Consider the following 24,595-nt stretch of genomic DNA (forward strand, 5'->3'; position numbering starts at 1 on the left):
GCTGGTCACCAACCTGGCGGCGGGGCTGAGCGGGGAACCGCTCAACCACGAGGAGGTGCTGCGGGCCGGCCGGGAGTCCGCCACCCGCATGGGCGGCCCCCTGCCACGTTCACGCACTCGGCTCCCGCACCACCAGTGGGGTGCCGAGGACCTGGTGTCCGCCAGTGGCGAGCATGCGCACTTCACCCCGGTCACTGATCTCCGCGCGCACGATTCCGGTCTCGTCCTCGTAGATCGGGTATCCACCCGCACCCGACTGATCCGTACGCCGGACGATCACTGCGTCGTCCTCCACGGCCGACGACTGAAATACCAACTGGTAGCTCTCCGGGTAATCCATACCGGATGTCCCTCGTCACGCTCCGGGCCTGGAGGCCGAGGCCCCGGCCCGTCGGGGTTCCGGAATCCTTCCGCCTGGCGCGGAGGATTCCGCCTGTTTCCAGTCTCCTCCGGCATCCCCCGCGTCGCATCCAGGACGTCCCGGGCCCGTTCCACCGCCTCGGCAACGCTTCCCGCCCCCGGGCAGCGCCCACGGCTGCGGGCCCGCACCCGGGCCGCTTATCCTGAACCCATACGGGCGGTTCGACGTCACTCGGGCAGATACCGGAGATTCACCCCCCCTTTCCCCGGGTCGCGTATGCGACGTACACGACCGGATTCCCTGCACTTCGGGAAGGGACACACCATGAAGGATGCCGACATGGGAGACGATGTCTACCAGCCCCAGCAGCCTGAGGCCTCCGACCTCACCGAGCAGCTCGACATCGAGGACACGCTGGACAACCGGGTCGGGATGACCGACCTGCTGGACGAGGGCTACTCACCGCCCGAACGGCCATGGGCGGTGGAGGACCAGGGCACCACAGCCACCGAACAGCACAGTGGCGAACCGCTGGAGAGTCGTCTGGCACGGGAACTGCCCGATACCACCGAGGACGCCGAGGCCGACGGCGACGACATGGGCGACCTGTCTAACGGCGAGGGCGAGCCCTGGGACGCGGAGGTCGGCACGGTACGCGCCGGCCGTCTCACCCGGGAACTGGATATCGACGAGCCGGACACGATGGCGGCCGAGGACGTCGGGGTCGACGGAGCGGGGGCATCGGCCGAGGAAGCTGCCGTGCATGTGATCGCCGACACCGAGGAGTGAGCCGCCGGCACCCTCAGGCCCCTTCCAACCCCTCTCCTCCCTTGACCGCCGCTCCGTCGACCGCCGCGGCCGTCAGGCGGGCTCGCCGAGGAACCTGCCGCCCTCCAGCAGGGTCTTGAGGCACGAGACGATCGCGACCCAGCCCCCGCTGACCCCCTCCAGCATCCTGCTGTCCGGGCTGTCGAACCCGTCGTGGGTCAGGGTGAGCTTGATACCCAGCTCGGGCTCCTCGGCCGGCTCGATGTCGAAGGTGACCTTCGACCGCTCCTGGACGGCCTTCTCCCACTCCTCGTCCGAGGCGAACTCGAACATCTGGCGGTGCATGGGCTGCAGGGTGTGCCAGGTGTACGAGAGGCGCTTGCCCGGCTCCGCCTCCAGGACCCGCTGCCCGACCTCCTCGAACTCCCCGTCCGGGTCCATCTTCCAGCGGACCGCCGCACCGACCTCCCAAGTCGATTCGGGGCCGTAACCACCCATGTAGATCTTGATGAGCTCGGGGTCGGTCAGGGCCTGGTACAGCTTCTCGGCCGTGGTCTGGATGTAGATGACGTACACGAACTCCGCCTTGTCCATGACCGCTCCTTCCAGGGTCTGTTCGATGGGGGGAGGTGCGATCGGCCGAGACCGTCCGTACCGGCCGATCCAGTGGTCGGCGACCTCCTGGAGGGGCACCGGGTTCAGGTAGTGCAGCTTCTCGCGGCCCCGGCGCACGGCGGTGACGAGCAGCGCCGACTCCAGGACGGCCAGGTGCTTGCTGACCGCCTGCCGGCTCATGCCGAGGCCCTCGCCCAGCTCACGCAGGGTCTGACCGCTGCGCGCGTGGAGCCGGTCGAGCAGCTCTCTGCGGCTCGGATCGGCCAGTGCCTTGAATACCGGGTCCATCGCCGCCATCACGACCACCCTCGCCCGTCCGTTGCCCTCCTCCAGGCTAGGCAACCTTCCGGTTGCGGGGCGAGCCGACGGGTGCGCTTCGCCGGAACGATTTCTCGAATTAACTTCTGATGTCTTGTCAGCACCGGTTCTACGCGCATAGTTTTTGCTGTCACCACACTTCGGGAGCAGCCCACCGTGCACATATCCAGACCGCGTTCCATCCTGCTGACCTGCGCCGTCGCCGTGACCCTCTCGGCCACCGCGCTGCCCGCCGCCTTCGCGACCCCGTCATCGACCGCCGTGATCTCCGAGGTGTACGGCGGTGGGGGCAACTCGGGTGCCACGCTGACCCGCGACTTCATCGAGCTGGCCAATGCCGGCACCACCGCGTACGGCCTGTCCGGCCTCAGCGTGCAGTACCTGCCGGCCGCCCCGTCGGCCACATCGCAGTGGCAGGTCTCCGCGCTGAGCGGGTCCGTCGCCCCCGGTGGCCGCTACCTCGTCGCCGAGGCCGCGGGCACCGGCGGCACCGTGGCCCTGCCGACGCCGGACGCCACCGGCTCCATCGCGATGGCGGGCGCCGGCGGAACCGTCGCGCTGGTCTCCGGTACGACCGCGCTGACCTGCAAGACGGCGGCCGACTGTGCGGCCGACACACGGATCGTGGACCTCGTGGGCTACGGCTCCGCGGTCGTGCGCGAGGGCAGCGGCCCGGCGGCCGGGGCGTCGAACACCGCCTCGGTGGCGCGCGCCGCGTCCCTCGCCGACACGGACGACAACGCCGCCGACTTCACCGCGGGCACCCCGACACCGGTCAACGCGGCGGGCGAGACGTCCGGTTCCGGTCCGGAGGACCCCGGCGGCCCGACCAACCCCGGCACCGTCCGGATCCACGACATCCAGGGCACCACCCGGGTGTCGGCCCTGGACGGCCAGACGGTGGCCGGGGTCCCCGGCGTCGTCACCGGTGTCCGGACCAGCGGTTCGCGCGGCTTCTGGATCCAGGACCCCACGCCGGACGCGGACCCCCGCACCGCCGAGGGCGTGTTCGTCTACACCGGCTCCACCGCCCCGCAGGTCACCGTGGGCGACTCGGTGCTGGTCAGCGGCAAGGTGGACGAGTACTACCCGTCCTCGACCACCCAGTCGATCACCGAGATCACCGCACCGAAGACGACGGTCGTCTCCTCGGGCAACGCGCTGCCGGAGCCGGTCGTGCTCGACGCCGCCTCGGTGCCGGACGCCTACGTCCCCTCGGCGGACGGCGGTTCGATCGACGCGCTGCCCCTCGAACCGTCGGCGTACGCCCTCGACCTCTACGAGTCGCTCGAAGGCGTCCGGGTCCAGGTCTCCGACACCCGGGTGACGGGCGCGACGACCGCGTACGACGAGGTCTGGGTGACCGTGAAGCCGGAGGAGAACCCGACGCGGCGGGGCGGCACGCTGTACTCCTCGTACGACGGCCAGAACACCGGCCGCCTCAAGGTGATGTCGCTCGACCCGGCCCAGCCGGTTCCGGTGGCCGACGTGGGCGATGTGCTGTCCGGGACGACCACCGGCGTCATGGACTACGCGTCGTACGGCGGCTACAACCTCCAGGCCACCGAGCTCGGCACGCTCACCGACCACGACCTCGCCCGCGAGGTCACCCGGAAGCAGAAGGGCAACGAGCTCGCCGTCGCCACGTACAACGTGGAGAACCTGGACGCCCTCGACGAGCAGGCCAAGTTCGACACCCTCGCCGAGGGCATCGCGGTCAACCTGTCCTCGCCCGACATCGTGTCGCTCGAGGAGATCCAGGACGACAACGGCGCGGTGAACGACGGCACGGTCGGCTCCGAGGCCACGCTCCAGCGGTTCACCGACGCGATCGTCGCCGCGGGCGGCCCGCGGTACGACTGGCGTTATGTCGCACCCGAGGACGGCAAGGACGGCGGCGAACCGGGCGGCAACATCCGCAATGTCTTCCTCTTCAACCCGGAGAGGGTCGACTTCGTGGACCGTGCGGGCGGCGACGCCACCACTGCCGTGGCCGCGGTGAAGACGAAGAAGGGCGTGACGCTCTCGGCGTCGCCCGGCCGGATCACCCCGACCGACGACGCGTGGACCGACAGCCGCAAGCCGCTCGTCGGGGAGTTCCGCTTCCACGGGAAGTCGGTCTTCGTCATCGGCAACCACTTCACGTCCAAGGGCGGCGACCAGCCCCTGCACGGCAAGTACCAGGAGCCGAGGCGCAGTTCCGAGGACAAGCGGGTGCGGCAGGCCGCGGAGGTGAACACCTTCGTCAAGTCGCTGCTGGCCGCGGACGACTCTGCCCGGGTCATCACGCTCGGCGACCTCAACGACTTCGCGTTCTCCCCGACGGTGGACGCGCTGACCAGCGGCGAGGTACTCAAGCCCCTGATCACCACGCTGCCCGCGGACGAGCAGTACAGCTATGTGTACGACGGCAACTCCCAGGCGCTGGACCACATCCTGACAAGTCCCGGTATCCGCCGCTTCGACTACGACGTGGTGCACATCAACGCGGAGTTCGCCGACCAGGCGAGCGACCACGACCCGCAGATCGTGCGGGTGAAGGTCAACGCCAAGTAGTACGGCGGGAACTGACCTTCTGTGCGGATGGGGCCACCCGGATACCCGGGCGGCCTCGTTCGCGTCACTTTCCGACGGGTCGGGGAAGCAGGCGGGTGACGGCCACGCCGAACGGCCGACTGAAGACCGGTCAACCCCTCTCCCGCCACTCAGGTTTCACCCGTAAACTCCGCGATCATGACTACGGAAACACCGTCGAACACGACCGGAAACGACGGACCCGCGCTCTTCGCGACCATGTCCACCATGCGCGCGATGCGCCGCCTCAAGCCGGAACCGGTGCCGGACGAGACGCTGGAGCAGCTCATACAGGCGGCGGTCTGGGGCCCCAGCGGCGGCAACATGCAGTGTTACGAGTACGTGGTGGTGACCGACCGCGAGATGATGGCGCGCCTGGCTCCGCTGTGGAAGCGCTGCGTGGACGCCTATCTGGCGACGACCGGGAAGTACGCGCCCAAGGGGATGGACGACGCGGCCTACGGACGGATGGTCGCCGCGATCGAGTACCAGCGCGACCACTTCGCCGACACTCCCGCGCTGATCATCCCCTGCTACCGGTTCCCGGAGCCGCGGCTGGACGAGGAGGGCCTGCAGGCCTCCGCCGAGGCGCTCGGCCCTGCCGGGACCGAGCACATGATGAACATTCAGACCCGTTTCCAGGCGCTGGCCGAGGGGTCCTGCGTCTACCCGGGTGTGCAGAACCTCCTGCTCGCCGCACGGGCGCTGGGGCTGGCGGCGAACATCACCATCTGGCACCTGATGCTGGAACAGGAATGGAAGGCCGCGCTCGGCATCCCGGAGGACATGCACACCTTCGCCGCCGTTCCGGTCGGGTGGCCGCTGGGCAACTTCGGCCCGATCAAGCGCCGCCCGGCGGCGGACGTCATCCACCGCGACCGCTGGTAGGACGCCGCACCCGGGGCGCGGCGCGACACGCGCGGGATTCGCCTGCCGGTCCCGTCCGGTAACCACCGGACGGGACCGTTTGCGCCCCCAACTGTGCTGGGGAGACGGCAAGTTCGAACCAAAGGCATGCCATTGTCATGTGCGCAACAGATCGATACGCTGAGCACGCTTCGGCCCCTCGGCCCACCCCACTCGGGCCCCGGGGCCGTTCTCCTACCCCCACTGAGCAGGAGCAGGTATGCCCAGACGAACCGCCGCCCACACCGCGGCCGGCGCATCGGTCCTCGCAGCCCTCACCGTGACCGCCCTGGCCGCGGCCGGCAGCCCGGCTCTCGCCGCCGCGGACACCGGCCACTCCATGAACCGGGCGTTTGCGCGGGCGGCGGCGGAGTTCGACGTACCCCGTGATCTGCTCGCCGCCGTCGGGTACGGCGAGACGCGTCTCGACGGCCACTCGGGGCACCCCAGCCAGGCCAACGGCTACGGCGTCATGCACCTGGTGAGCAACCCGGAGAACCGGACGCTGGAGCAGGCGTCCGCCCTCACCGGCGAGCCCGTCTCCCACCTCCGCAAGGACACCACGGCCAACATCCGGGGCGGCGCGGCGGTGCTGCGCAGCTACGCGGACAAGCTCGGACTCGACGCCCACGAGCGCGACGACATCAACGCCTGGTACCCGGCAGTCGCCCGGTACAGCGGTGCGGAGGGATCCACGGCCGCCCTCTACGCGGACACCGTGTACACGTTCCTGACCAACGGGCTCTACGCCACGGTCCCCGACGGTGAGCAGGTCTCGGTGACGGCCCGCGCCGTCTCGCCGCAGAAGAGCTCGCTCGCCGCCACCGCGGTGAGCACGCAGAGCACCGACTACCCGTCGGCGCTGTGGGTTCCGGCCGCCACGGGCAACTACGCCTCGGGCCGGTCGGCAACGATCGACAAGGTGATCATCCACGTCACCCAGGGCTCGTACGCGGGATCGATCAGCTGGTTCCAGAACCCGTCGGCCGTGGTCAGCGCCCACTACGTGGTGCGTTCCTCCGACGGCCAGATCACCCAGATGGTCCGCGACAGCGACACCGCCTACCACGCGCGGAGCCAGAACTCCTCGTCCCTCGGGATCGAGCACGAGGGGTGGATCGACGACCCGGCCTGGTTCACGGACGCGATGTACCGCTCCTCGGCGGCCCTGACGGCGTACCTCTGCGACCGGTACGGGATCCCGAAGGACCGGTCGCACATCATCGGGCACAGTGAGGCCCCGGGCAACGACCACACCGACCCCGGCCCGTACTGGGACTGGGACCGCTACATGCAGTTGGTGGGCGGGAGTACCGGCGGCGGCACCAGCACCGACGCGCTGAGCTTCAGCTCGTACGCGACCCAGAGCAACGGCTCGACCGGCGCCCAGGTAAAGGCGGTGCAGCAGCTGCTGAACGAGCAGGGCTACTCGGTGGGCGCGGTGGACGGCGACTTCGGCCCGGCCACGGAGAGCGCGGTGAAGGCGTACCAGACGACCCACGGCCTGACCTCCGACGGCATCGTGGGGAGCAAGACCTGGACCGCGCTGCTGTCGGCCGGCTCGACGACGACGCTGGCGCAGGGCTCCTCGGGTGACGCCGTGAAGCGGCTCCAGCGCTCGCTGACCGCGGCGCTCGGCTCGACGGTCACCATCGACGGGAGCTTCGGCTCCGGGACGGCGACGGCGGTACGCAGCTACCAGACGAGCCGCGGACTGACGTCCGACGGCGTCGTGGGGCCGAACACCTGGGCGGCGCTGCAGGCGGGGCGCTGACGCACCGGCCACGGCCCCGGGGCGGGGTGGTGCGGATCGCGCACCACCCCGCCCTGCGCGTACCAAGCGGCTCACGCGACATCTCTCGCCGACCTCGGGCCCCGCGTCACATTTGAGTAACCTGCCGGAAACCCTTGACGTTCTTCCTGGCTCCTTCCTAACCTCGCTGCAGGTTCGCATTTCTGCATTTCACGTGCTGCGGCGCTTTCCGCAGTGTTTTGACAGGCACAGACATAGACCACCTGTCGGTGGTTTCGTCATGCCTTTTTCCTGTGCTCCCCGTGCCGCCGATGGGTCTTCCTCGAAGGCGGATTCATGGCACAACGTCCGAGTGTCAAAGGCGTCTCCGACGTCGTTGCGCTCATCGATGGGCTGGGAAAGATCACCGGCCGGGCGCAAGTCATCTGGTTCCTGGTGTTCGGCGGGCTGTTCCTCGACGCCTATTCGAATGCCGCGCTGAGCGCCGGTCTGGGGCCGATGACGTCCCAGATGGAGCTGACCAGCACGCAGGTCTCGATCCTCACGGCCACCGCTCCGGCCCTGGCGATCATCTTCAACCCGGTCGGCGGCTGGCTCGCCACCCGGATCGGCCGCGTCCCGCCTCTGCTGCTCGCCAAGGTGTTCGCCATCGCGGGCGCCCTGCTCGCCGCCTTCGCCGGTGACTTCACCGTCGTCTGGCTCGGCCGGGTGCTGGTGGGTGTGGCGTACGGCATCGACTTCGCGGTCGCCATGGCGCTGCTCGCCGAGTACACGCCCGCCAAGCTGGGCGGCCGGCTGAACCTGTGGCAGGCCGTCTGGTACGTCGCCACCACCAGCAACCTCGCCCTCGCCCTGCTCTTCTTCAACCTGGACGTCGGCTCGGACATCTGGCGCTGGTCGGTCGGCTCGGCCGCGGTCGTCGCCGTCGTCCTGCTGGTCGGTCAGTGGCTGATGCTCCGGGAGAGCCCCACCTGGCTGGCGAGCAAGGGCCGGCTGGACGAAGCGGTCGTCAACCTGGACAGGATCTACGGGATCAAGGCCGTCGCCGACCGGCCCGACGAGGCGACCCGTGCCGCCGCCGAGGCACCGGCCATCGGTTTCCGCCAGGCCGGAGTGCTCTTCAAGGGCGAGTACCTGCCGCGCACGGTCCTCTCCTCGGTGATCTCGCTCGGGCAGTCGATGCAGTACTTCGCGGTCGGCTGGTACCTGCCGCTGATCAGCCTGACGATCTTCGGCGAGAGCTTCGAGAAGGCCACCATCGGCTCGATGGTCTTCAACGCCTTCGGTATCGCGGGCGGGCTGCTGTCCGCGTACTTCGGCCGCCGGCTCGGGCTGCGGCTCAGCTCCGCCGCCGGGTTCGCCGGGGTCTTCGTCGCCCTGGTCGCGATGGGGCTGACCTTCGAGAAGGTCCCCACGGCCGTGGCGTTCCTGCTGCCCGTCCTGTTCATCCTCTGCCACTCCTCGGGCCCCGGCGCCAACGGCAAGTCCATCGCCGCGCTCTCGTACAGCAGTGACGTCCGCGCGCTCGGCACCGGTGTCACCGGGATGGTCGGCAGCTTCGGCAGTGTCGTCGGGCTGTATGTCTTCCCGCAGATCAAGGACTCGCTCGGGCTCGCCGACACGTTCCTGGTGCTCTCCGTCGTGCCGCTGCTCGGCCTGATCACCTGCCTGGCCATCAAGTGGGATCCGACCAAGGCCGCCTCGCCCGACGAGACCGCCGGACAGGACCGTGACGCCACCGGCGCACCGGCCGGCTCGACGGAATCCGTCGCGTCCGTGACCGCGCGCTGACCAACCGCCGGACCTGCCGCATCACACGATGGTCCCCTCCCTTCCGTACCCCTGCGCACAGCGCGATGCTCGCAAAGAAAGGGCTGCAATGACGCAGACGTTTCCCGGCGCCGCCCCACGGCGCGGTGTGCTGTCCATCGACGAGGGCACCACGGGCACCCGGGCCGGAGTCGTCCTCGACTCGGGCGCCGCCCACGAGGTGTTCTACCGGTCGATCAAGGTCAGCCACCCGGACGACCTCTCGGTCGAGCAGGATCCGATGGAGATCTGGACCGCCACCCTCGAGGTGGCACGCCGGGCCGTCGGCCGGGCCCACGAAGAGGAGATCGAGATCTCCGCGGTGGCGCTCTCCACCCAGCGGGCCACCGCGATGCTCTGGGACCGGGACACCGGGCTGCCGCTGCTGCCCGCCGTGGTGTGGCAGGACCGGCGCTACGCGCACGAGCTCACCGCGTACGAGGCGGAGTGGGACGCCCCCCTGCTGGCCCGTCAGGGCCGGCCGGTCGGCGCCCGCGCCCCGTTCCTCTGGGCGGCCCGGCAGATCGCCGCACATCCGGAGGTCGCCGCCGCGCACCGCGCGGGCCGGCTGCTCTTCGGCACCGTCGACACGTGGCTGATCTGGCGTCTCACCGGCGGCGCCGTGCACGCCACGACCCCGACCAACGCCGCGTCCACCGGCGGCTATCTGCTGGAGCGGCACGCCTGGGACGAGGAATGGATCAGCCACCTCGGGTTCCCCCTCGACCTGCTTCCGGAACTCCGCTCCGACGACGCCGGATTCGGCACCACCGACCCGGCCGCGCTCGGCATCGCCGTACCGCTGGCGGCCTCCATGGGCGACCAGCACGCCGCACTCGTCGCGCTCGGCGGTCTCGCCGCCGGACAGGGCATGTGCATGTACGGGACCGGCGCCTTCGTCGACGCGGCGACCGGCACCACCCCCGCCCTGCCCCGGCCGGACATCTCCGGGGTGCTCGCCCAGCCCGGCCGGCGTCAGGGCGACATCAGCCACTACAGCCTGGAGGCCTACACCTCCACGGCGGGCTCGGCGCTGCGCTGGCTCTGCGACGACCTGGGGCTGTTCGCATCGCCGAAGGAGCTCGGTGAGGAAGCGGGCCGGGTCCCCACCCGGCCGGGCCGCACCCCGCGTTTCGTCCCGGCACTCGCCGGGGTCCGTACGCCGGTCTGGCACCCGGAGGCCACCGCCTCCCTCACCGGGCTCACCCTCGCCACCACCCGCGCCGATCTCGCGCGCGCCGTGCTCGACGGGATCGCGCACTCCGTGTGCGACCTGATCGACGGGGTCGCCGACACCATGGGCACCCCGTTCACCCGGCTCCGGGTGGGCGGCGGGGTGTCCGGCAGCGACCCGCTGATGCAGATCCAGGCCGACCTGACCGGTCTGCCGCTGGAGCGGGTCTCCGACTCCGCGACCGCCAGCCTGCGCGGCACCGCCTATCTGGCCGGGGTCGCCCAGGGCCTGTGGTCCTCGCTCGACGAGGTCGTCGAAGCGCAGCCGCACGGCCAGATCTTCGAGCCGTCGATCACGGCGGCCGACCGTGCGCAGCAGCGGTCCGCCTGGCGCGACGTACTGATCGCCCACCTGAACGACCCCGCGCTGCTGCCCAGGAACCCCGAACCTCACACCCCCCACTGACGGCTCCCGACCGTCGCACCGGCGGCCCGTACCCGACCACGCGGGCCGCACCGAAACACCAGGAGTTGATGTTGTGATCACCATGCCCGCCCGGAAACCGCGGCGCAGCGCCGCGGCGACCCGTCGAACGCCGCTACTCCTCGACCGGGCAGCCCTCAAGCGCCGGCTGGCGGACGACACGTACGACGTGCTCGTCATCGGCGGCGGTGTGACCGGCGCGTACGCCGTGCTGGACGCCGCCTCGCGGGGGCTGCGCGCGGCGCTGATCGAGAAGGACGACTTCGCCTCCGGCACGTCGTCGAAGTCCTCGAAGATGGTGCACGGCGGCCTGCGCTACATCGAGCAGGGCAATGTGAACCTGGTCCGCCACTCGCTCCTGGAACGTCACCGCTTCCGCAAGAACGCCCCGCATCTGGTGCACCGGCTGCCGTTCCTCTTCCCGATCCTGGAGAAGGAGGGTGTCTTCGACGCCCGCCTCGCCAAGGGCTTCGAGGGGCTGCTGTGGACGTACGACCTGGTCGGCGGCTGGCGGATCGGCAAGCTCCACCAGCGGCTCACCGTGCCCGAGGTCCTCGCCCAGGCGCCGACGCTGCGCGCCGAGAACCTCAAGGGCGGGCTGATCTACTTCGACGCCCGCACGGATGACGCCCGGCTCGTCCTGACCATCGTGCGCACCGCGGCCGCGCTCGGCGCGACGGTCCTCAACGGTGCCAGGGCCGAGGGTCTGCTGATGCAGGCGGGCAAGGTGGCCGGTGCCCGGGTCTCGGCGGACGGCGACAGCTTCGACATCCGGGCGCGGGCCGTCGTCAACGCCACCGGCGTGTGGACCGACGAGCTCGACGCGAAGGCCGACGACGGCCACAAGCCGCAGGTCCGGCCCGCCAAGGGCGTACATATCGTGGTGCCGTGGGACAAGGTGCGGATCAACTGCACGGTCACCGTGCCGATCCCGGGCCGGGCCCGCCGCGCAACGTGCACCCGCTGGGGCAACAGCGTGGTGCTCGGCACCACGGACGAGGACTACCAGGGCTCCCCCGACGACGTGCACTGCACCCGGGAGGAGATGGACTTCCTGCTGGAGGGCGCCAACACCGCGTTCGAGGGGAAGCTCACCCCCGACGACGTGGTCGGTTCCATCGGCGGTCTGCGTCCGCTGGTCGGCGGCAAGGAGGGCGCGACGCTCGACATGCGCCGCGACCACCACATCACGGTCGGCCGCACCGGCATGGTGACGGTGACCGGCGGCAAGCTCACCACCAGCCGGCACATGGGCGAACTCGTCATCGACAAGGTGATGACCGTCCTCGGCCGCAGGGGGAAGAGCCGGACCACCGACCTCCCGCTGCTCGGCGGCGCCGGATACGACTCCGAGGCCGTCGCGGCCTCCGGCGGCATCGCCGCGCACCTGGGCGAACGCTTCGGCACCGAGGCGCGCTTCGTCGGCGACCTGATCCAGGACGACCCGACGCTGGCCGAGCCGATCGTCGCGGGACTTCCGTACACCAAGGCCGAGGTCGTGTACGCGGCCCGCGCCGAACTGGCCCGCTCGGTCGACGACGTGCTCTCCCGCCGCACCCGCGCCCGGCTGTTCGCCCGGGACGCATCCGTCGACGCCGCCGAGGCGGTCGGCGCGATCCTCGGCCAGGAACTGAACCTCTCGGAGGCAGAGGTGGAGCGTTCGGTCTCCGCGTACCTCGCAGCCGTCCGCCACGAAAAGTCCGTACTCCTCGAAGGGGCAGCAGCATGATCAGCCGTCAGACCATCACCCATCCGTTCAACCGGGGCAACTACACGGTCGGCGCCCCGAGCTTCGCGAAGTGGGCGCAGAACACCCCGATCGGCGACGGCGAGGCCGCGCTCCAGACCGATCCGGTCGAGGTCCCCGAGACCGTGATCGAGGCGCTGCGCGGGGCCGCGCACGCGGTGCACACCTCCCGCGACGAGGTCGTCACCCGGACCCGCGACTGGTGGGCCGGCTCGATGATCGGCGAGACCGAGGGACGTCCCGCGACGCCGGACGCCGTGGTCGTGGAGGCGGCCGACGCCGACCAGGTCGCGGCCGTGCTGCGGATCTGCCACGAGGCCGGTATCCCGGTCACCCCGTCCGCGGGCCGCTCCAACGTCACGGGAGCGGCGCTCCCGGTCTTCGGCGGCGTCGTGCTGGACGTCTGCGGACTGAACCGGATCACCGGCTTCGACGCCGAGTCGAACGTCGTCGACGTCCAGGCCGGCATGTTCGGCGACCTCTTCGAGAAGCAGCTCCAGGAGGAGTACGGCGTCACCACCGGCCACTGGCCCTCCGCGTTCGCCGTCTCCACGGTCGGCGGCTGGATCGCCTGCCGCGGTGCCGGTCAGCTCTCCACGCGTTACGGCAAGATCGAGGACATGGTCGTCGGCGTCGATGTCGTGCACGCGGACGGTACCCGCGCCACGTACGGCGACTACGCCCGCGCCGCGGTCGGCCCGGACCTGCGCCAGCTGTTCGTCGGCTCCGAGGGAACCCTCGGTGTCATCGTGTCAGCGCGCCTGCGCGTCCACCCGCTGCCCACGTACGCGAACGCCGCCGCGTACGGCTTCTCGACCTTCGCCGAGGGCCTGGAGGCCTGCCGCAGGATCATGCAGCGCGGTGCCACCCCGGCCGTCCTGCGGCTGTACGACACGCTGGAGTCGGGCACCCACTTCGGCCACCCGGAGACCAACCTCCTGCTCATCGCCGACGAGGGCGACCCGGCCCTCGTCGACGCCTCGATCACGGTGGCGAAGGAGGTCTGCGAGGAGTACGGCCCCGAGCTGGACAGCCAGGCGGTCTTCGCACGCTGGCTGGACGAGCGGATGCTGGTCGGCAAGTCCGCCGACGGCTTCAAGCCCGGCCCGGGCTTCGTCGCCGACACCCTGGAGATGGCCGCGTCCTGGACCGACCTCCCGGTGATCTACGACGAGGTGGTGGCCGCGATCCAGTCGGTCGACGGCACCCTGGCCGCCTCGGCACACCAGTCCCACGCGTACACCGACGGCGCCTGCGTCTACTTCTCGCTGCGCGGCGACGTGGCCCCCGAGTCGCGCCGCGACTGGTACCGCTCGGTGTGGGACGCGGCCAACGGCGTGCTCATCAAGCACGCGGCGGCACTCAGCCACCACCACGGCTGCGGCCTGCTGCGCGGCCCCTACCTGGAGGAATCCCTCGGGGCCGGCTTCGCGACGTTCGTCGCGGTGAAGAAGGCCCTGGACCCGGCGGGCATTCTCAACCCTGGCAAACTGGGCCTTCCCAGCCGATTCGGTACGTCTCCGCTGAACTGAACTCAGCGGCTGTGAACCCTTCTTGTACAGGCAGGCCCTCGCCATGACCCCTTCCCCGTCCCGGTCCAGTGCCGCACTCGACCCCCGGCTCGTCTCGGCGTTCGCCGAGGTGCCGGTCGTCGCGTCGGTCGTGGGCGCCCAGCCCCTGCGGGAGTTCCTGACCGCACCGGCGAAGGCGTGCATCCTCGCGTCGTTCACCGTGGGGCAGCTGCCCCAGGTGGTGCCGGCCGTGGTCCGGGCGGGGAAGACCGTGTTCGTGAACGTGGACAGCAGCCCCGGTCTGGCCCAGGACCGGGGCGCGCTGGAGTTCATCAAGAACATCGGCGCGCACGGCGTGGTCAGCACCCGGCTCTCCCTCATAGAGAAGGGACGCCCGCTCGGCCTGCTGACGATGATGAAGGTGTTCGTCACCGACCGGTCCAACCTGCGCCGCTCCACGGACGCGATCTCGCGCGGCGCACCGGACCTGGTCGAGATCATGCCCGCCCCGATCGTCGCCCGCATGAGCGCGCAGGCACAGCGCGCCATGTCGCCGTCGGTCGCGGCCGGCTTCGTCGAAACCCCCGCGGACGTGGCCCTTGCGCTGGCCCTCGGCTCGGCCGCGGCGGCCACGTCCGACCCCCGCCTCTGGCATCTGCGCCGGGACCAGCTGCCACCGGTCCCGCCCGCCGCCCTGAAGAGGCCGGCGCCACCCCAGGAGTAATCCCCCATGACCTACGTCGTCATCGCCCGTTACCGCACCGAGGCCGGCCAGGAGGACACCGTCCTCCCCCTGCTCGACACCATGGCCGCCGCCTCCCGCCAGGAGCCCGGCAACCTCATGTACCGCGTCCACCGGGGCGTCGAGGACCCGCGCACGATCATGCTCTACGAGGAGTACGTCTCCGAGGCCGACTTCACCGCACACTGCGCGACCCCGCACTTCCAGGAGATCGTGCTCGGCAAGGTCGTCCCGCTGCTGGAGAGCCGTGAGGTGCTGCGCTGCAGCCCGCGTGCGGAGGTCCAGGCGTGAAGACCCGTGCGGTGGTGCTGCGGGGAATATCGACGGCCCGCCCCTACTCCGAGACCCGCCCGGTCGAGGTGGAGGAACTGGAGCTGGGCGCCCCGCGCGAGGGTGAGGTGCTGGTCCGTATCGCGGCCGCCTCGCTCTGCCACTCGGACCTCTCGGTGGTCAACGGCGACCGGGTCCGTCCGCTGCCGATGGCGCTCGGCCACGAGGCGGTGGGCGTCGTCCAGGACACCGGACCGGGCGTCCACCGCGTCCGCCCCGGCGACCACGTGGCCCTCGTCTTCGTACCCAGCTGCGGCTTCTGCGGCGACTGCGCGGCGGGCCGCCCGGCCCTGTGCGCCCAGGCAGCGGCGGCCAACGGCTCGGGCGCACTGCTGCACGGCCCGTCGCTGCTGACCGACGCCTCCGGCCATCCGGTCCACCACCAGCTGGGGGTCTCCGCGTTCTCCGAACACGCGGTGCTGGCCCAGGAGTCGCTGGTCCCCATCCCCAAGGACATCCCGTTCACCGTGGCGTCGATGTTCGGCTGCGCGGTCCTCACGGGCGCGGGCGCCGTCATCAACACGGCGGCGCTGCGCCCCGGCCAGTCGACGGTGGTCTACGGCCTGGGCGGGGTGGGCCTGTCCGCGGTGCTGGGTGCTCGCGCCGCCGGGGCGTACCCGGTCATCGCGGTCGACCCGGTCAGCGAGAAGCGCGAACTGGCGCTCCGGCTGGGCGCGACCCACGCCTACGCCCCCGACGAGGCGGTCGAGGCGATCCGTGAACTCACCGGTGGCGGCGCGGAGTTGGCGGTCGAGGCGGTGGGCAGCCCGAAGGTGATGGCCGCGTGCCTGACCGCCGTGGTCCGGGGCGGCACGGTGGTGTCGGTGGGCCTGCCCGCCCCGGACCGGATGCTGGAGGTCCCGGCCCTGGCGTTCGCGGGCGAGGGCAAGTCCCTGCTCGGCTCGTACATGGGCGACGCGGTTCCTCGCCGCGACATCCCGAGGTTCCTGGACCTGTGGCGGGCCGGTCTGATGCCGGTCGAGCAGATGCACACGGGCACGCTCCCGCTGACCGACATCAACGCGGCGATGGAGGAACTGGCCTCGGGCCGGGCGATCCGTCAGGTCATCGACACGTCCGGGATGCTGGAGCTCTGACGCACACGGCTATCGGGTCGACGGCGCCCCGGCCTGCCCGGCCGTGCGCCGCCGGCTCCGGTCGGCGGGCGGTCCGGCCTTCGGGCCGGGCCGCCCCCGGTCACGCCCGTGTACCGGTCACACCCGACTGTCCGGCGCGGGCGGCGTGCGCCGCCCACCCACCGTGCGACGGCTGATGCGCCAGCCGCGCTCGCCGCGGACGACCAGGTCGTCGTACGTCACGCTGCCGCAGGTGCCGTCCGCCTTGATGCCGATCCCCTTGGACCGGGCCCGCACCCGCCCGTCGCCGTCCTCCGTCAGGACGATGTTGGTGACGTGGTGGGCGACGGGTCCATGTCCCGTCATCGACCGGGCCGTGTCCCGGACGGCGTCCCGTCCGCGCATCTCGCCGTGGCCCAGGTCCGAGGCGTCGTAGACGACGTCCGCGGTGAACATCTCCCCCAGCCGGTCGAGTTCGCCCTCATCGAGCAGGTGCCCGTGCAGGCCGATCAGTTCCGTGATGGCCATGCGGTCCTCGGCGCCGAGTGTCATCGCCGGTCCTTTCGTCTCGTCCGCCCTCACGACGGTGCGGCAGTGATACGAAGAAGCTCATCAAGGTCCGGCCCGGCGGAACGGCGGGAAGTGGCCGCGGCCCCGTGGATTCATTCCGGTGGAGCAGCTTCGGGGCCCTCGTCACTCTCCTCGCCGCGGTCCGGAGGTGTGACCGGTGTCGCGATCAGGCTCTGGGCAGTGGTTGCGCCATCGAGCGACGGGCAACCTGGCCCGGGTCAGTAATGGCCCGTCTCACCGTCCAGGATCTCCCTGACCGCGTCCAGATGACCCGCGTGCCGCGCGGTCTCCTCGATCATGTGAAACATGATCCAGCGCAGGCTCGCGCCCGATGCCTCGAAGTCCGGGTGCCGGCCCACGTCGTCGAGCGACTGAGACGCGATGATCCCGTTCGACACGGCGATCTGCCGGTCGTAGTGGTCGAGCAGCTCCGCGAGCGGGACGCCCTCCACCATCATGTCGGCGTCCTCCGGCCCGTCGAACATGGGACCCACCGCCGGACGTCCCATCAGAATCACTTCGAACCAAAGGTGTTCGGCCCACCGAAGGTGAGAAACGAGACCCGCCACCGTCATGAGGGGCGAGGAAGGAAGAACGGGGCGATGGACGTCGGCCTCCGACAGTCCTTCGCACTTCCAACGGGCGACCGCGCGCTGCATGTCCAGCCAGCCGACCAGCTGGGTCCTCTCGTCGGCGTCGTAGGCGGGACGATGGCGGGAAGAAGAAGGCGACATGAGGCCGACTTTAGGGCGTCAGGATGGCGTGTGCGCTTCAGGAACTCATCGCGGCTCGGTCGGAATCGCTGCGAAGAACACAGAATTCGTTGCCTTCGGGGTCGGCAAGGACTGCCCAGCCAGAGCCATCAGGATTCCGGTGGTCGGCGACCAAGGTGGCACCGAGGCCCAGCAACCGGTCCACCTCCTGCTCACGCGAGGTCTCAGGGCGCAGACACAGATGGATCCGGTTCTTGATCGTCTTGGACTCGCTCACCTGGTTGAAGTAAAGCACCGGGCCCTCCGGCAGCAGCACCTGAGTCTCCTGGGCGCCCGGTCCGTCCTCAGGATGCAGAGGACGACCAGTCACCCTGCTCCAGAAACAGGCAAGTTCGTAGGCATCCACACAGTCGATCGCCACGTTCTGCACTACCGAGACCATGCGCACCATCCTTCCTGACTTCCCCTCCGGACGCCACCGAGGTCAATCCTCGGCATCCGAGCCTCGGAGCACCCTGGTGAGCTCCGGGCGGGCTCAGTCCGCCACCGTTTCACGTTGCTCGTCGGCGCGTCCCGCGAGCACTGGAAGCGTCCGCCCCAGGCGGGCGAGCGGGGACAGAGCCATCAGCACCGGGGACAGCATCATGCCGGCGGCCGTCACCAGGAGGCCGGTGCGCAACCCCCACTGCTCCGCGAGGAATCCCCCGAGCAGGAAGCCGAGCGGGGTCAGCCCCATGCCGACGAAGGTGATCGTGGCGGCCGCCCGGCCTTGCATCCCGTCCGGAGTGACCGCCTGGCGGACGGCCATGACCGTCACATTCACCAACTGGCCGCCCGCCCCGAACACGAAGCCGACCGCAAGGAGCGCGGGCACCGTCACCGGGGAGGAACCGTGCAGTGCGGGCACACACAGAAACGCGCCGTCCCCGAGTACCGCCGCGGACACGAGCACCGCACCGTGGCCGAACCGGCTCGGCAAGCGGGCGGCCAGCACCGAGCCCAGGAGCGCGCCCGGTCCGGTCGCCGCAAGCGCCAGCCCGATCGCGGCGCCCGACAGGTGCAGTTCCCGCGGCAGGAAAAGCAGATACGCGGTCATCATGGCCGCGAAGGAGAACTGGAAGGCGGCCGAGGCGAGGCACACGGTCCGCAGCGAGGTGTCGCCGGCGACAAAGCGGAGACCCTCGAGAATTCGCCGCCCTATGTGAGGGGCTCGCTCCGCGTGCTCGGGGATCGGTTCACGACGCCGCATCCGCTGGATCGACAGGAACGACAGTGTGAAGAAGAGCGCGCTGACCGCGGCGGCGATCGGCGCCGACAGAAAGGACACCAACGCACCGCCGAGCGCGGGACCGCCGATCTGCGCCGCAGACCGGCTGCCCTCGAGCGCACTGTTGCCCCGTACCCACTGATCGCGTTCCACCAGCCGTACGAGAGAGGCCTGGTAGGCCACGTCGAAGAACACGGACAGGACCCCGACGGCGAAGGCGACCACGATCAGCGCGGGCAGGCCGAGCCAACCGAGGACGCCGATCAAAGCGGTGGCAGCCAGGGCCAGGGTTCGGCCGGCGTCCGTCAGCACCATCACCGTGCGGGTGCGCCACCTGTCCACCCACGCGCCGATGAAGAGCGAGAGCAACAGGATCGGCGCCTGTCCCACCGCGCGCAGGACACCCAACTGGTTGGCGCTGAAGTGGAGCATCAGGACGGCGAAGAGCGGCAGAACCACCAGACTTGTGTGTTCGCCGAGTTGGGAGGCGGTCTGCCCCATCCAGAGTCTGCGGAAGTCGGCGTCCCGCCACAGGCTTGACGGAACAGGTCGACCGGAATCGGATACAGCGGAAGAAGTGGACGGCACAGGGATCCCTTGTGTTGCTGACAACAGGGCCCGCCACCGAGGACACGAAAGGGCACCGACGGTTCAGGCAGGAGAAGGCTCGCTGTGCCGCAACATCAAGGGCAGCACGCGATGACAGGCCGGTCAGGGCCTACGACGTCAACGCGCGCTCGGACGACCGGGCATGTCTCTACTCCTCGTGGGTCACTCGCCGAGCCTGCATAGTAGGGCGAGGACTTCGGCGGGGCGAGAAATTTTGCCCGCACACGCGAAGCCAGGGCTACGCTCGTCGGCATGCTGAACCGTGTTCCTTTCAACGAGGCGCTGCTCTCCACCGTGGGCATTCCCCAGCAGTCCAAACTCCTGGACAGCAGTCCGCGGTCACGGGTCTGGCGGGTGCGGCTGGCCGACCGCCAGCTGGTGATCGTCAAGCAGATCACCGATGTCGGGGACACCGGCGCCGACGCGAACACGCGCTTCGCGCGGGAGGTCGCCGGGCTGCGCCTGGCGGGCCGGGCCTCCGGGCCCGCCGTGGCCCCGGCGGTGCTCGCCACGGACCTGCCCTCGCGGGTGATGGTCCTCGAGCACGTGGACGACCTCGGCAGGACGGACGACTGGATGCCGGGGTACGCCGAGTCGCTCGCCCGCCTGCACGCCCTGACCGGGCCCGCCGACGCGGGTGCCCTACCGGTCTGGTCGGGGCCCACGGCCACCGACGCGGAGTCCTTCCTCGCCCTGGCCGGGGCGCTCGACGTGCCCGTACCGTCCACGGTTCCCGACGAACTCGCCGGTCTTCTGCAGCGGTTGGACCCCACCCCGTACCATGCGCTGCTGCACGGCGACCCCTGCCCCGGCAATGATCTGCGCACCGCCGACGGCGTCCGCTTCGTCGACTTCGAGCGGGCCTCGCTCGGCAACGGCCTGATCGAACTCGCCTACTTCCGCATCGGCTTCCCCACCTGCTGGTGTGCGATGTCGGTCACCGCGGCCCCGCTCACGGAGGTCGAGGACATCTACCGGACCACCTGGCGCGGCCTCACCGGGAAGGACGTGCCGGGTGACCTCGCCGACGCGTGCGCAGGCTGGCTGATCCAGGGCGACGCGCTCGTCGAGCGGGCCCACCGCGGGACGGTCGACCAGCTCGCTCGGGTGCCTGCCGAGGACTTCACGTGGGGCTACGTCTCCGCCCGTGAGCGGCTCGTCCACCGCCTGGGCGTGGTCGCCGACCTGACCCGCGACCACGATCGCCTGCACGCCGTCGGCCGCCTCAGCTCCGCCCTGGCCGGCCGCCTGCTCGAACGCTGGCCGAAGCTGCGTCCGCTGCCCACGCATGACGCCCGCCCTTGGTATTAGGGTGTCGAGCCGCCAGGTGGAGTCTTCACCGAGCCCGATGACCACGGGCTGGGACGCTCCCGGGGCGGGCTGATGACCAAGCTCCACCTGGCGGTCGAGCAGGCACAGAAGCCGATGTCGCTGGTGATCACAGCCGGACAGCGCGGTGACTCCCCACAGTTCCAGGTGGTCCTGGGCCGTATCCGGGTGAATGCGGTCGTGGCCCCCGCCGCGAAGCTGAGAGCCCGTATGGACAGGTAGCCATCCTCAAGCTCGGACAGATCTGGGCAATCGGACCTCCGTGTTCTCTCAGCCAGCGTGGAGGATCCGAAAGCGATCAGACTCCGCCGGGTCCCGATCAACGACTTGGATCGGTGTCCAAGCCCATTGCCAAACGCTGATGCCCGGCGTGCGGGAGAACCGGATCGGCCCGCGGGTGCCCTCGACCGCCACGCGCGGCCATGACTCGGCGATGGCCGCCCGGTCCGTGCCGTGGGAACGCAGCACGTCGGCGAGGACCGTGACGGTGTCCCAGCCCTCGAAGGCGACGAAGGAGGGTGCTTCGCCCAGCCGCTCGCGGAGCTCCTCCCCGACGCGTTCGCCGAGCGGACCGAGGCGCTCGGGCAGGTAGCGCAGGAACGGGATCCCGGCGCCGTCCTCGCCCAGCACCGCGGCCCATTCGGCGAACTCCGGTTGTCCGGCCGGAGCGCCGATCAGAATCTCCGCGAGCCGCCGGTCGCCCCGGACGGCTCTGACGATCGGCACCGCCGGCTCCGGATGGCCGACCAGCAGGAGGAGCGCCGTTGCGCCGTGGTCGACGAGCGCGTCGCACAGGGCCTCGGGGGTGAGCGCGTTCGTGTCGAGTTCGACGACGGTGCCGCCACGCGGAGCGAGGTAGTCCCGCAGGACGCGGGTCCCGGACGCCCAGTAGACGCTCGGCTGGGTCGCCACGGCGATCCGACGCCGGCCCGCGCCGAGGAGAAAGTCCGCGTAGATCCCCCAGCCGTGGGACTGGGCCGGGGCCAGGCGCGCGACCCACTCCGTCGGCTGCTCGGTGAGCGCGTCGAGCACCCCGGACGAGCAGAGGAACGGCACGCCGAGGGCGTCGGCCCGGGCGGCGGCGGCACGGGCGACGACGCTGTGGTACTCGCCCGCCACGGCGGCCACGCCCAGGCGGGCCAGTTCGTCCACGGCCGCCGCGGCCCGCTCCGGATCGGCCGCGGTGTCCCGGACCACCAGCTCCAGTGGTCTGCCGTCGATCCCGCCGGCGTCGTTGACCTCGCGAACGGCCAGGTCGAGTCCTGCGAGCAGGTGTCGGCCCGCCTCGACCCAGCCGGGTCGCGTCAGCGGTACGAGAGCGCCCAGGCGGACGGACGACCCGCCTGTGTGCTCCGCTCCGGACGGCGATGGTGGCGTGTTCATCGGTGGCTTCTCCCCTGGGTCGTTGCGGTCGCAGTCCGCCCGGATCGTGCGCCGACCGGGGCCGGCGGTTCGCGCTCATCACGTCTCGTCGCGGCGGGCGCTACCGGGTGATCACGCCGGTCATTGGATCCACCACCATCGCCACTAGGCAACCGATTATTGTTCGCCGAGCTGCCAGGCTTCATCGTCATCGGCGCCAACGAACAAACGCTGGGTGTATAGACCCGCAGCCTTGTTGATGCGGGTCAATACACCTAGGCGCTCGCCTCCATGAGCCAGCTCACCTCGGGACAGACCCTCGGCAACTCCCAGGGTTCCACCGCACCACTGACCAGATCGGCCAGGAACTGGACCGCCCCGCCCGTGTAGTGCCACCACCCGCCATTACGCGAGGCGATCGTGACGGTCCAGGCCTGCGGATCGGCCGGGACCGTCTTCCACAGGAAGATGTCGCCCTCGTTGGAAGCCGCCCAAGGCAGCAGGCCGCCTACGGTCGGATACGGCTGGAGCGGGACAGTCAGGTCGGCATCGGCGCACCACTCGGTGACGATCTTCAATTCCTCGAGAGTGCGCTGCACCCATGCGCTTTCCACGCCCGGCTGCGGGCCGCCGACCAGCAGGAAGTCGTCCAGTATGAACGTCGGGAAGAGCTCGCACAGCAAAGTGTAGTCATCCGGAAGGCCGGCGCCGAGATCCGCCTCGATCGCTGCCCAGTTGATCCCTGCGGGGGCAGGACGGCGCCGGCTCGCCAGCCCCGGCACGGCACGTTCCAGTTCCTCGACCACAGCAACTGCCCCGTGCAGGCGCCGGAATGGCTCTTGGGTGCCGATGAAATCGTCCACCCGCACAGCCTGCCAGACCCGTCATGCCGGTCGGTGTCCATGACCCGTTCCGAAGCCAGGGGAAACGACGCCACAGTCGCTGCGGCGTCGGAGCCCCGCAGCGTATCTCCCCCTCCGCGGCTCCGGCGTCCCCTCCCTCCTCGACGGCTTCCGCTCCTGTTAGCTTGGCAGGCATGTTCCTCTCCTGTGCATAGGACCCCGCACTGACCGCACCTCGTACCGCCGAGGTGTGGCCCTTCGGTGTCCCCGCATGCCCGCAGCGCCGTCCGCCGTGCTGCCCTCCTGAGGAATGTTTCCGTGCCTTTGTCTTCGCTCGCGCCCTCGCGCGCCCCTTCGTACGCCGCCGTCCTGCGTACCCGTCATGCCTGCCGTACCTTCGGTGCCGCGCTGTTGGGGCGGCTCTCGTACGGGATGATCTCCCTCGCCCTGATGCTGGCGGTGAAGGACACCACCGGCTCCTACTCCGCCGCGGGGGGCGTCATGGCCCTGTTCGGGGCGACCAGTGTCTCCCTTTCCCCCGCCCGTGCCGCGCTGGTCGACCGGTACGGGCCGCGCCGGGCCCTGCCGCCGATGGCTGGTGCGTACGCGGCGCTGCTCGCCGTGCTCGCCCACCTCACCTGGCATCCGGGAGCCTCTTCACTCCTGCTGGGGGTGCTCGCCGCGTCGGCGGGCGCCTGCACGCCGCCGCTGGGACCGGTGATGCGGACCCTGTGGCGGTGTCTCCTCCCGCAACGGGAGCTGTTGCAGCGCGCGTTCAGCCTCGACAGCGTCGCCGAGGAACTGCTCTTCCTCAGCGGGCCGTTGCTGGTGGGTGTGGTGATCGGGTTCTCCGTTCCCGCGGCGGGCGTCGCGATCAGTGCCGTGCTCGTGCTGGTGGGTGCGCTCGCGCTGGTGTCCTCACCCGCGGTGCGCGCCATCGGCACGCCGTCCTCGGCGAACGAGGCCCCAGCGGCGCAGGATGCGCCCCGTGCCGAGCGGCTGCTCGCTGTCGCGGGAGTGCGGCACGCCGCGGTCGTGGCGGCCGGGTTGGGGCTGTGCCTGGGGGGCATGGAACTTCTGGTGGTTGCGTTCGCCGAGCAGCACCACCATGGCGCGACGGCGGTGTGGGTGCTGGCCGCGCTCTCGGCGGGCAGCGCTGTCGGAGGGCTTGTCCACGGTGCCGTCTCCTGGCGTACGTCGAACCGGGCGCGGCTGCCGGTGCCGCTTGCGGGGCTGGGGGTGGCGTTGGTCGTGGCCGGGCTGTCTCCGGATGTGTCCGTGCTGGTCGCGGTGGTGGCGGTGGCCGGGGTGTTCGTCGCGCCGGCGCTGACCACCGCGTATCTCGTCGCGGACGAGTCGGTGGGCGAGGGCGTTCGGACCCGGGCGGGTGCGTGGGTCAACACCGCGGTCAATGCGGGGTCCACCGTGGGCACGGCCCTGGTGGGGGTGCTGGTGGAGGTGCTGTCTCCGGCCGTCTGCTTCGCGGTGGCGGCGATTCCCGCGCTGCTGTGCTCGGCTGCGGTGTGGCGCGGGTCGGGAATCACCCTGCTTCCGAAGCGGCGTGACGTGCCGTCATCGCAGTAGCCGATGCCGGTGGCTCCGGACTCCTGGACGCATGGGAGAGGGGGCCGTGCACCCCGGCACCGCCGTACGCGAGTACTTCCAGCACGAGGGTCACCGCACCGTCATCTCGCAGCGCGCCCTGCAGGCGCACGCCGACCCGTGGCTCGGCTGGA

Annotated in this window: 21 protein-coding genes and 2 pseudogenes; 15 read left to right on the forward strand and 8 right to left on the reverse strand. The window is 70.6% G+C overall.

The annotated features are described in order from the left end of the window. Positions 1-109: 109 nt before the first annotated feature. Positions 110-340, reverse strand: a complete 231-nt coding sequence (locus AB0L71_RS32215; RefSeq protein WP_365250138.1) for a DUF6296 family protein — start codon at positions 338-340, stop codon at positions 110-112. A 345-nt stretch (positions 341-685) separates the two neighbouring features. On the opposite strand from AB0L71_RS32215, the gene AB0L71_RS32220 reads away from it, so the two are divergent. Continuing rightward, positions 686-1,150, forward strand: a complete 465-nt coding sequence (locus tag AB0L71_RS32220; RefSeq protein ID WP_365250141.1) for a DUF5709 domain-containing protein — start codon at positions 686-688, stop codon at positions 1,148-1,150. A 72-nt stretch (positions 1,151-1,222) separates the two neighbouring features. Here the strand turns inward: AB0L71_RS32220 and AB0L71_RS32225 are convergent, their stop codons facing one another. Then, entirely contained in the window at positions 1,223-2,032 is an 810-nt protein-coding gene (locus AB0L71_RS32225; protein ID WP_365250144.1) for a metalloregulator ArsR/SmtB family transcription factor, read from the reverse strand. A gap of 186 nt (positions 2,033-2,218) precedes the next feature. Between AB0L71_RS32225 and AB0L71_RS32230 the strand changes: the two genes are divergently transcribed. The 10 genes from AB0L71_RS32230 to AB0L71_RS32275 all read left to right on the forward strand — a co-directional run bounded on the left by AB0L71_RS32230 (position 2,219) and on the right by AB0L71_RS32275 (position 16,188). Continuing rightward, positions 2,219-4,618, forward strand: a complete 2,400-nt coding sequence (locus tag AB0L71_RS32230; RefSeq protein WP_365250146.1) for an endonuclease/exonuclease/phosphatase family protein — start codon at positions 2,219-2,221, stop codon at positions 4,616-4,618. Between the two features lie 177 nt (positions 4,619-4,795). Next, the gene (locus tag AB0L71_RS32235; RefSeq protein WP_365250149.1) at positions 4,796-5,524 is read left to right on the forward strand and encodes a nitroreductase family protein; all 729 of its coding nucleotides are present in this window, start codon (positions 4,796-4,798) and stop codon (positions 5,522-5,524) included. A 238-nt stretch (positions 5,525-5,762) separates the two neighbouring features. After that, positions 5,763-7,316: an N-acetylmuramoyl-L-alanine amidase gene (locus AB0L71_RS32240; RefSeq protein WP_365250152.1), complete on the forward strand. Its 1,554-nt coding sequence runs from the start codon at positions 5,763-5,765 to the stop codon at positions 7,314-7,316. Between the two features lie 315 nt (positions 7,317-7,631). Next, positions 7,632-9,086: an MFS transporter gene (locus tag AB0L71_RS32245; protein ID WP_365250155.1), complete on the forward strand. Its 1,455-nt coding sequence runs from the start codon at positions 7,632-7,634 to the stop codon at positions 9,084-9,086. Between the two features lie 88 nt (positions 9,087-9,174). Next, positions 9,175-10,743 carry an FGGY family carbohydrate kinase gene (locus AB0L71_RS32250; protein WP_365250158.1) on the forward strand — a complete coding sequence of 523 codons (1,569 nt, stop codon included), beginning with the start codon at positions 9,175-9,177 and terminating at the stop codon, positions 10,741-10,743. Between the two features lie 73 nt (positions 10,744-10,816). Further along, the gene (locus AB0L71_RS32255; RefSeq protein WP_365250161.1) at positions 10,817-12,490 is read left to right on the forward strand and encodes a glycerol-3-phosphate dehydrogenase/oxidase; all 1,674 of its coding nucleotides are present in this window, start codon (positions 10,817-10,819) and stop codon (positions 12,488-12,490) included. After that, positions 12,487-14,040: an FAD-binding oxidoreductase gene (locus AB0L71_RS32260; protein ID WP_365250164.1), complete on the forward strand. Its 1,554-nt coding sequence runs from the start codon at positions 12,487-12,489 to the stop codon at positions 14,038-14,040. Before AB0L71_RS32255 ends, AB0L71_RS32260 begins: the two co-directional genes overlap by 4 nt. 43 nt (positions 14,041-14,083) lie before the next feature. Further along, a complete protein-coding gene (locus AB0L71_RS32265) occupies positions 14,084-14,743 on the forward strand; it encodes a glycerol-3-phosphate responsive antiterminator (RefSeq protein WP_365250167.1) in 660 nt (219 codons plus the stop codon). A gap of 6 nt (positions 14,744-14,749) precedes the next feature. After that, positions 14,750-15,052 (forward strand): putative quinol monooxygenase, encoded by a 303-nt coding sequence (locus AB0L71_RS32270; RefSeq protein ID WP_365250170.1) that lies wholly within the window; start codon positions 14,750-14,752, stop codon positions 15,050-15,052. Next, the gene (locus AB0L71_RS32275; RefSeq protein WP_365250173.1) at positions 15,049-16,188 is read left to right on the forward strand and encodes a zinc-binding dehydrogenase; all 1,140 of its coding nucleotides are present in this window, start codon (positions 15,049-15,051) and stop codon (positions 16,186-16,188) included. The genes AB0L71_RS32270 and AB0L71_RS32275 overlap by 4 nt, the downstream gene beginning before the upstream one ends. Positions 16,189-16,305: 117 nt before the next feature. Here the strand turns inward: AB0L71_RS32275 and AB0L71_RS32280 are convergent, their stop codons facing one another. From AB0L71_RS32280 to AB0L71_RS32295, 4 genes are all read right to left on the reverse strand, one after another. After that, positions 16,306-16,719, reverse strand: coding sequence for a nuclear transport factor 2 family protein (locus AB0L71_RS32280; RefSeq protein ID WP_365250176.1), 414 nt, complete (start codon positions 16,717-16,719; stop codon positions 16,306-16,308). Positions 16,720-16,955: 236 nt separating this feature from the next. After that, positions 16,956-17,471, reverse strand: coding sequence for a DinB family protein (locus AB0L71_RS32285; RefSeq protein WP_365250179.1), 516 nt, complete (start codon positions 17,469-17,471; stop codon positions 16,956-16,958). A gap of 37 nt (positions 17,472-17,508) precedes the next feature. Further along, on the reverse strand, positions 17,509-17,892 hold the full coding sequence (locus AB0L71_RS32290; RefSeq protein ID WP_365250182.1) for a VOC family protein: 384 nt from the start codon (positions 17,890-17,892) through the stop codon (positions 17,509-17,511). A gap of 93 nt (positions 17,893-17,985) precedes the next feature. After that, a complete protein-coding gene (locus tag AB0L71_RS32295) occupies positions 17,986-19,305 on the reverse strand; it encodes an MFS transporter (protein WP_365250185.1) in 1,320 nt (439 codons plus the stop codon). Positions 19,306-19,578: 273 nt separating this feature from the next. Here AB0L71_RS32295 and AB0L71_RS32300 point away from each other — a divergent pair, with 273 nt between their 5' ends. Next, the gene (locus tag AB0L71_RS32300) at positions 19,579-20,637 is read left to right on the forward strand and encodes a phosphotransferase (RefSeq protein ID WP_365250188.1); all 1,059 of its coding nucleotides are present in this window, start codon (positions 19,579-19,581) and stop codon (positions 20,635-20,637) included. A gap of 45 nt (positions 20,638-20,682) precedes the next feature. Then, positions 20,683-20,787: pseudogene (locus AB0L71_RS32305) on the forward strand (IS5/IS1182 family transposase); the annotation flags it as partial. Between the two features lie 138 nt (positions 20,788-20,925). Here AB0L71_RS32305 and AB0L71_RS32310 read toward each other — a convergent pair. Continuing rightward, positions 20,926-22,038 (reverse strand): ABC transporter substrate-binding protein, encoded by a 1,113-nt coding sequence (locus tag AB0L71_RS32310; RefSeq protein WP_365250191.1) that lies wholly within the window; start codon positions 22,036-22,038, stop codon positions 20,926-20,928. Positions 22,039-22,292: 254 nt separating this feature from the next. After that, the gene (locus AB0L71_RS32315; protein WP_365250194.1) at positions 22,293-22,880 is read right to left on the reverse strand and encodes an SMI1/KNR4 family protein; all 588 of its coding nucleotides are present in this window, start codon (positions 22,878-22,880) and stop codon (positions 22,293-22,295) included. 297 nt (positions 22,881-23,177) lie between these two features. Between AB0L71_RS32315 and AB0L71_RS32320 the strand changes: the two genes are divergently transcribed. Continuing rightward, positions 23,178-24,443: an MFS transporter gene (locus tag AB0L71_RS32320; RefSeq protein WP_365250197.1), complete on the forward strand. Its 1,266-nt coding sequence runs from the start codon at positions 23,178-23,180 to the stop codon at positions 24,441-24,443. Positions 24,444-24,504: 61 nt separating this feature from the next. Then, positions 24,505-24,595 (forward strand): annotated as a pseudogene (locus AB0L71_RS32325) (DUF2252 family protein); the annotation flags it as partial.

The organism is Streptomyces sp. NPDC052052 (genome assembly GCF_040680455.1).
GTDB lineage: Bacteria > Actinomycetota > Actinomycetes > Streptomycetales > Streptomycetaceae > Streptomyces.

What these genes read in the sequence shown, in the direction of transcription:
- AB0L71_RS32215 (WP_365250138.1), bottom strand. Translation starts at nt 340, where the DNA reads ATGGATTACCCGGAGAGCTACCAGTTGGTATTTCAGTCGTCGGCCGTG.
- AB0L71_RS32220 (WP_365250141.1), top strand. Translation starts at nt 686, where the DNA reads ATGAAGGATGCCGACATGGGAGACGATGTCTACCAGCCCCAGCAGCCT.
- AB0L71_RS32225 (WP_365250144.1), bottom strand. Translation starts at nt 2,032, where the DNA reads ATGGACCCGGTATTCAAGGCACTGGCCGATCCGAGCCGCAGAGAGCTG.
- AB0L71_RS32235 (WP_365250149.1), top strand. Translation starts at nt 4,796, where the DNA reads ATGACTACGGAAACACCGTCGAACACGACCGGAAACGACGGACCCGCG.
- AB0L71_RS32240 (WP_365250152.1), top strand. Translation starts at nt 5,763, where the DNA reads ATGCCCAGACGAACCGCCGCCCACACCGCGGCCGGCGCATCGGTCCTC.
- AB0L71_RS32245 (WP_365250155.1), top strand. Translation starts at nt 7,632, where the DNA reads ATGGCACAACGTCCGAGTGTCAAAGGCGTCTCCGACGTCGTTGCGCTC.
- AB0L71_RS32250 (WP_365250158.1), top strand. Translation starts at nt 9,175, where the DNA reads ATGACGCAGACGTTTCCCGGCGCCGCCCCACGGCGCGGTGTGCTGTCC.
- AB0L71_RS32260 (WP_365250164.1), top strand. Translation starts at nt 12,487, where the DNA reads ATGATCAGCCGTCAGACCATCACCCATCCGTTCAACCGGGGCAACTAC.
- AB0L71_RS32265 (WP_365250167.1), top strand. Translation starts at nt 14,084, where the DNA reads ATGACCCCTTCCCCGTCCCGGTCCAGTGCCGCACTCGACCCCCGGCTC.
- AB0L71_RS32270 (WP_365250170.1), top strand. Translation starts at nt 14,750, where the DNA reads ATGACCTACGTCGTCATCGCCCGTTACCGCACCGAGGCCGGCCAGGAG.
- AB0L71_RS32280 (WP_365250176.1), bottom strand. Translation starts at nt 16,719, where the DNA reads ATGACACTCGGCGCCGAGGACCGCATGGCCATCACGGAACTGATCGGC.
- AB0L71_RS32285 (WP_365250179.1), bottom strand. Translation starts at nt 17,471, where the DNA reads ATGTCGCCTTCTTCTTCCCGCCATCGTCCCGCCTACGACGCCGACGAG.
- AB0L71_RS32290 (WP_365250182.1), bottom strand. Translation starts at nt 17,892, where the DNA reads ATGGTCTCGGTAGTGCAGAACGTGGCGATCGACTGTGTGGATGCCTAC.
- AB0L71_RS32300 (WP_365250188.1), top strand. Translation starts at nt 19,579, where the DNA reads ATGCTGAACCGTGTTCCTTTCAACGAGGCGCTGCTCTCCACCGTGGGC.
- AB0L71_RS32310 (WP_365250191.1), bottom strand. Translation starts at nt 22,038, where the DNA reads ATGAACACGCCACCATCGCCGTCCGGAGCGGAGCACACAGGCGGGTCG.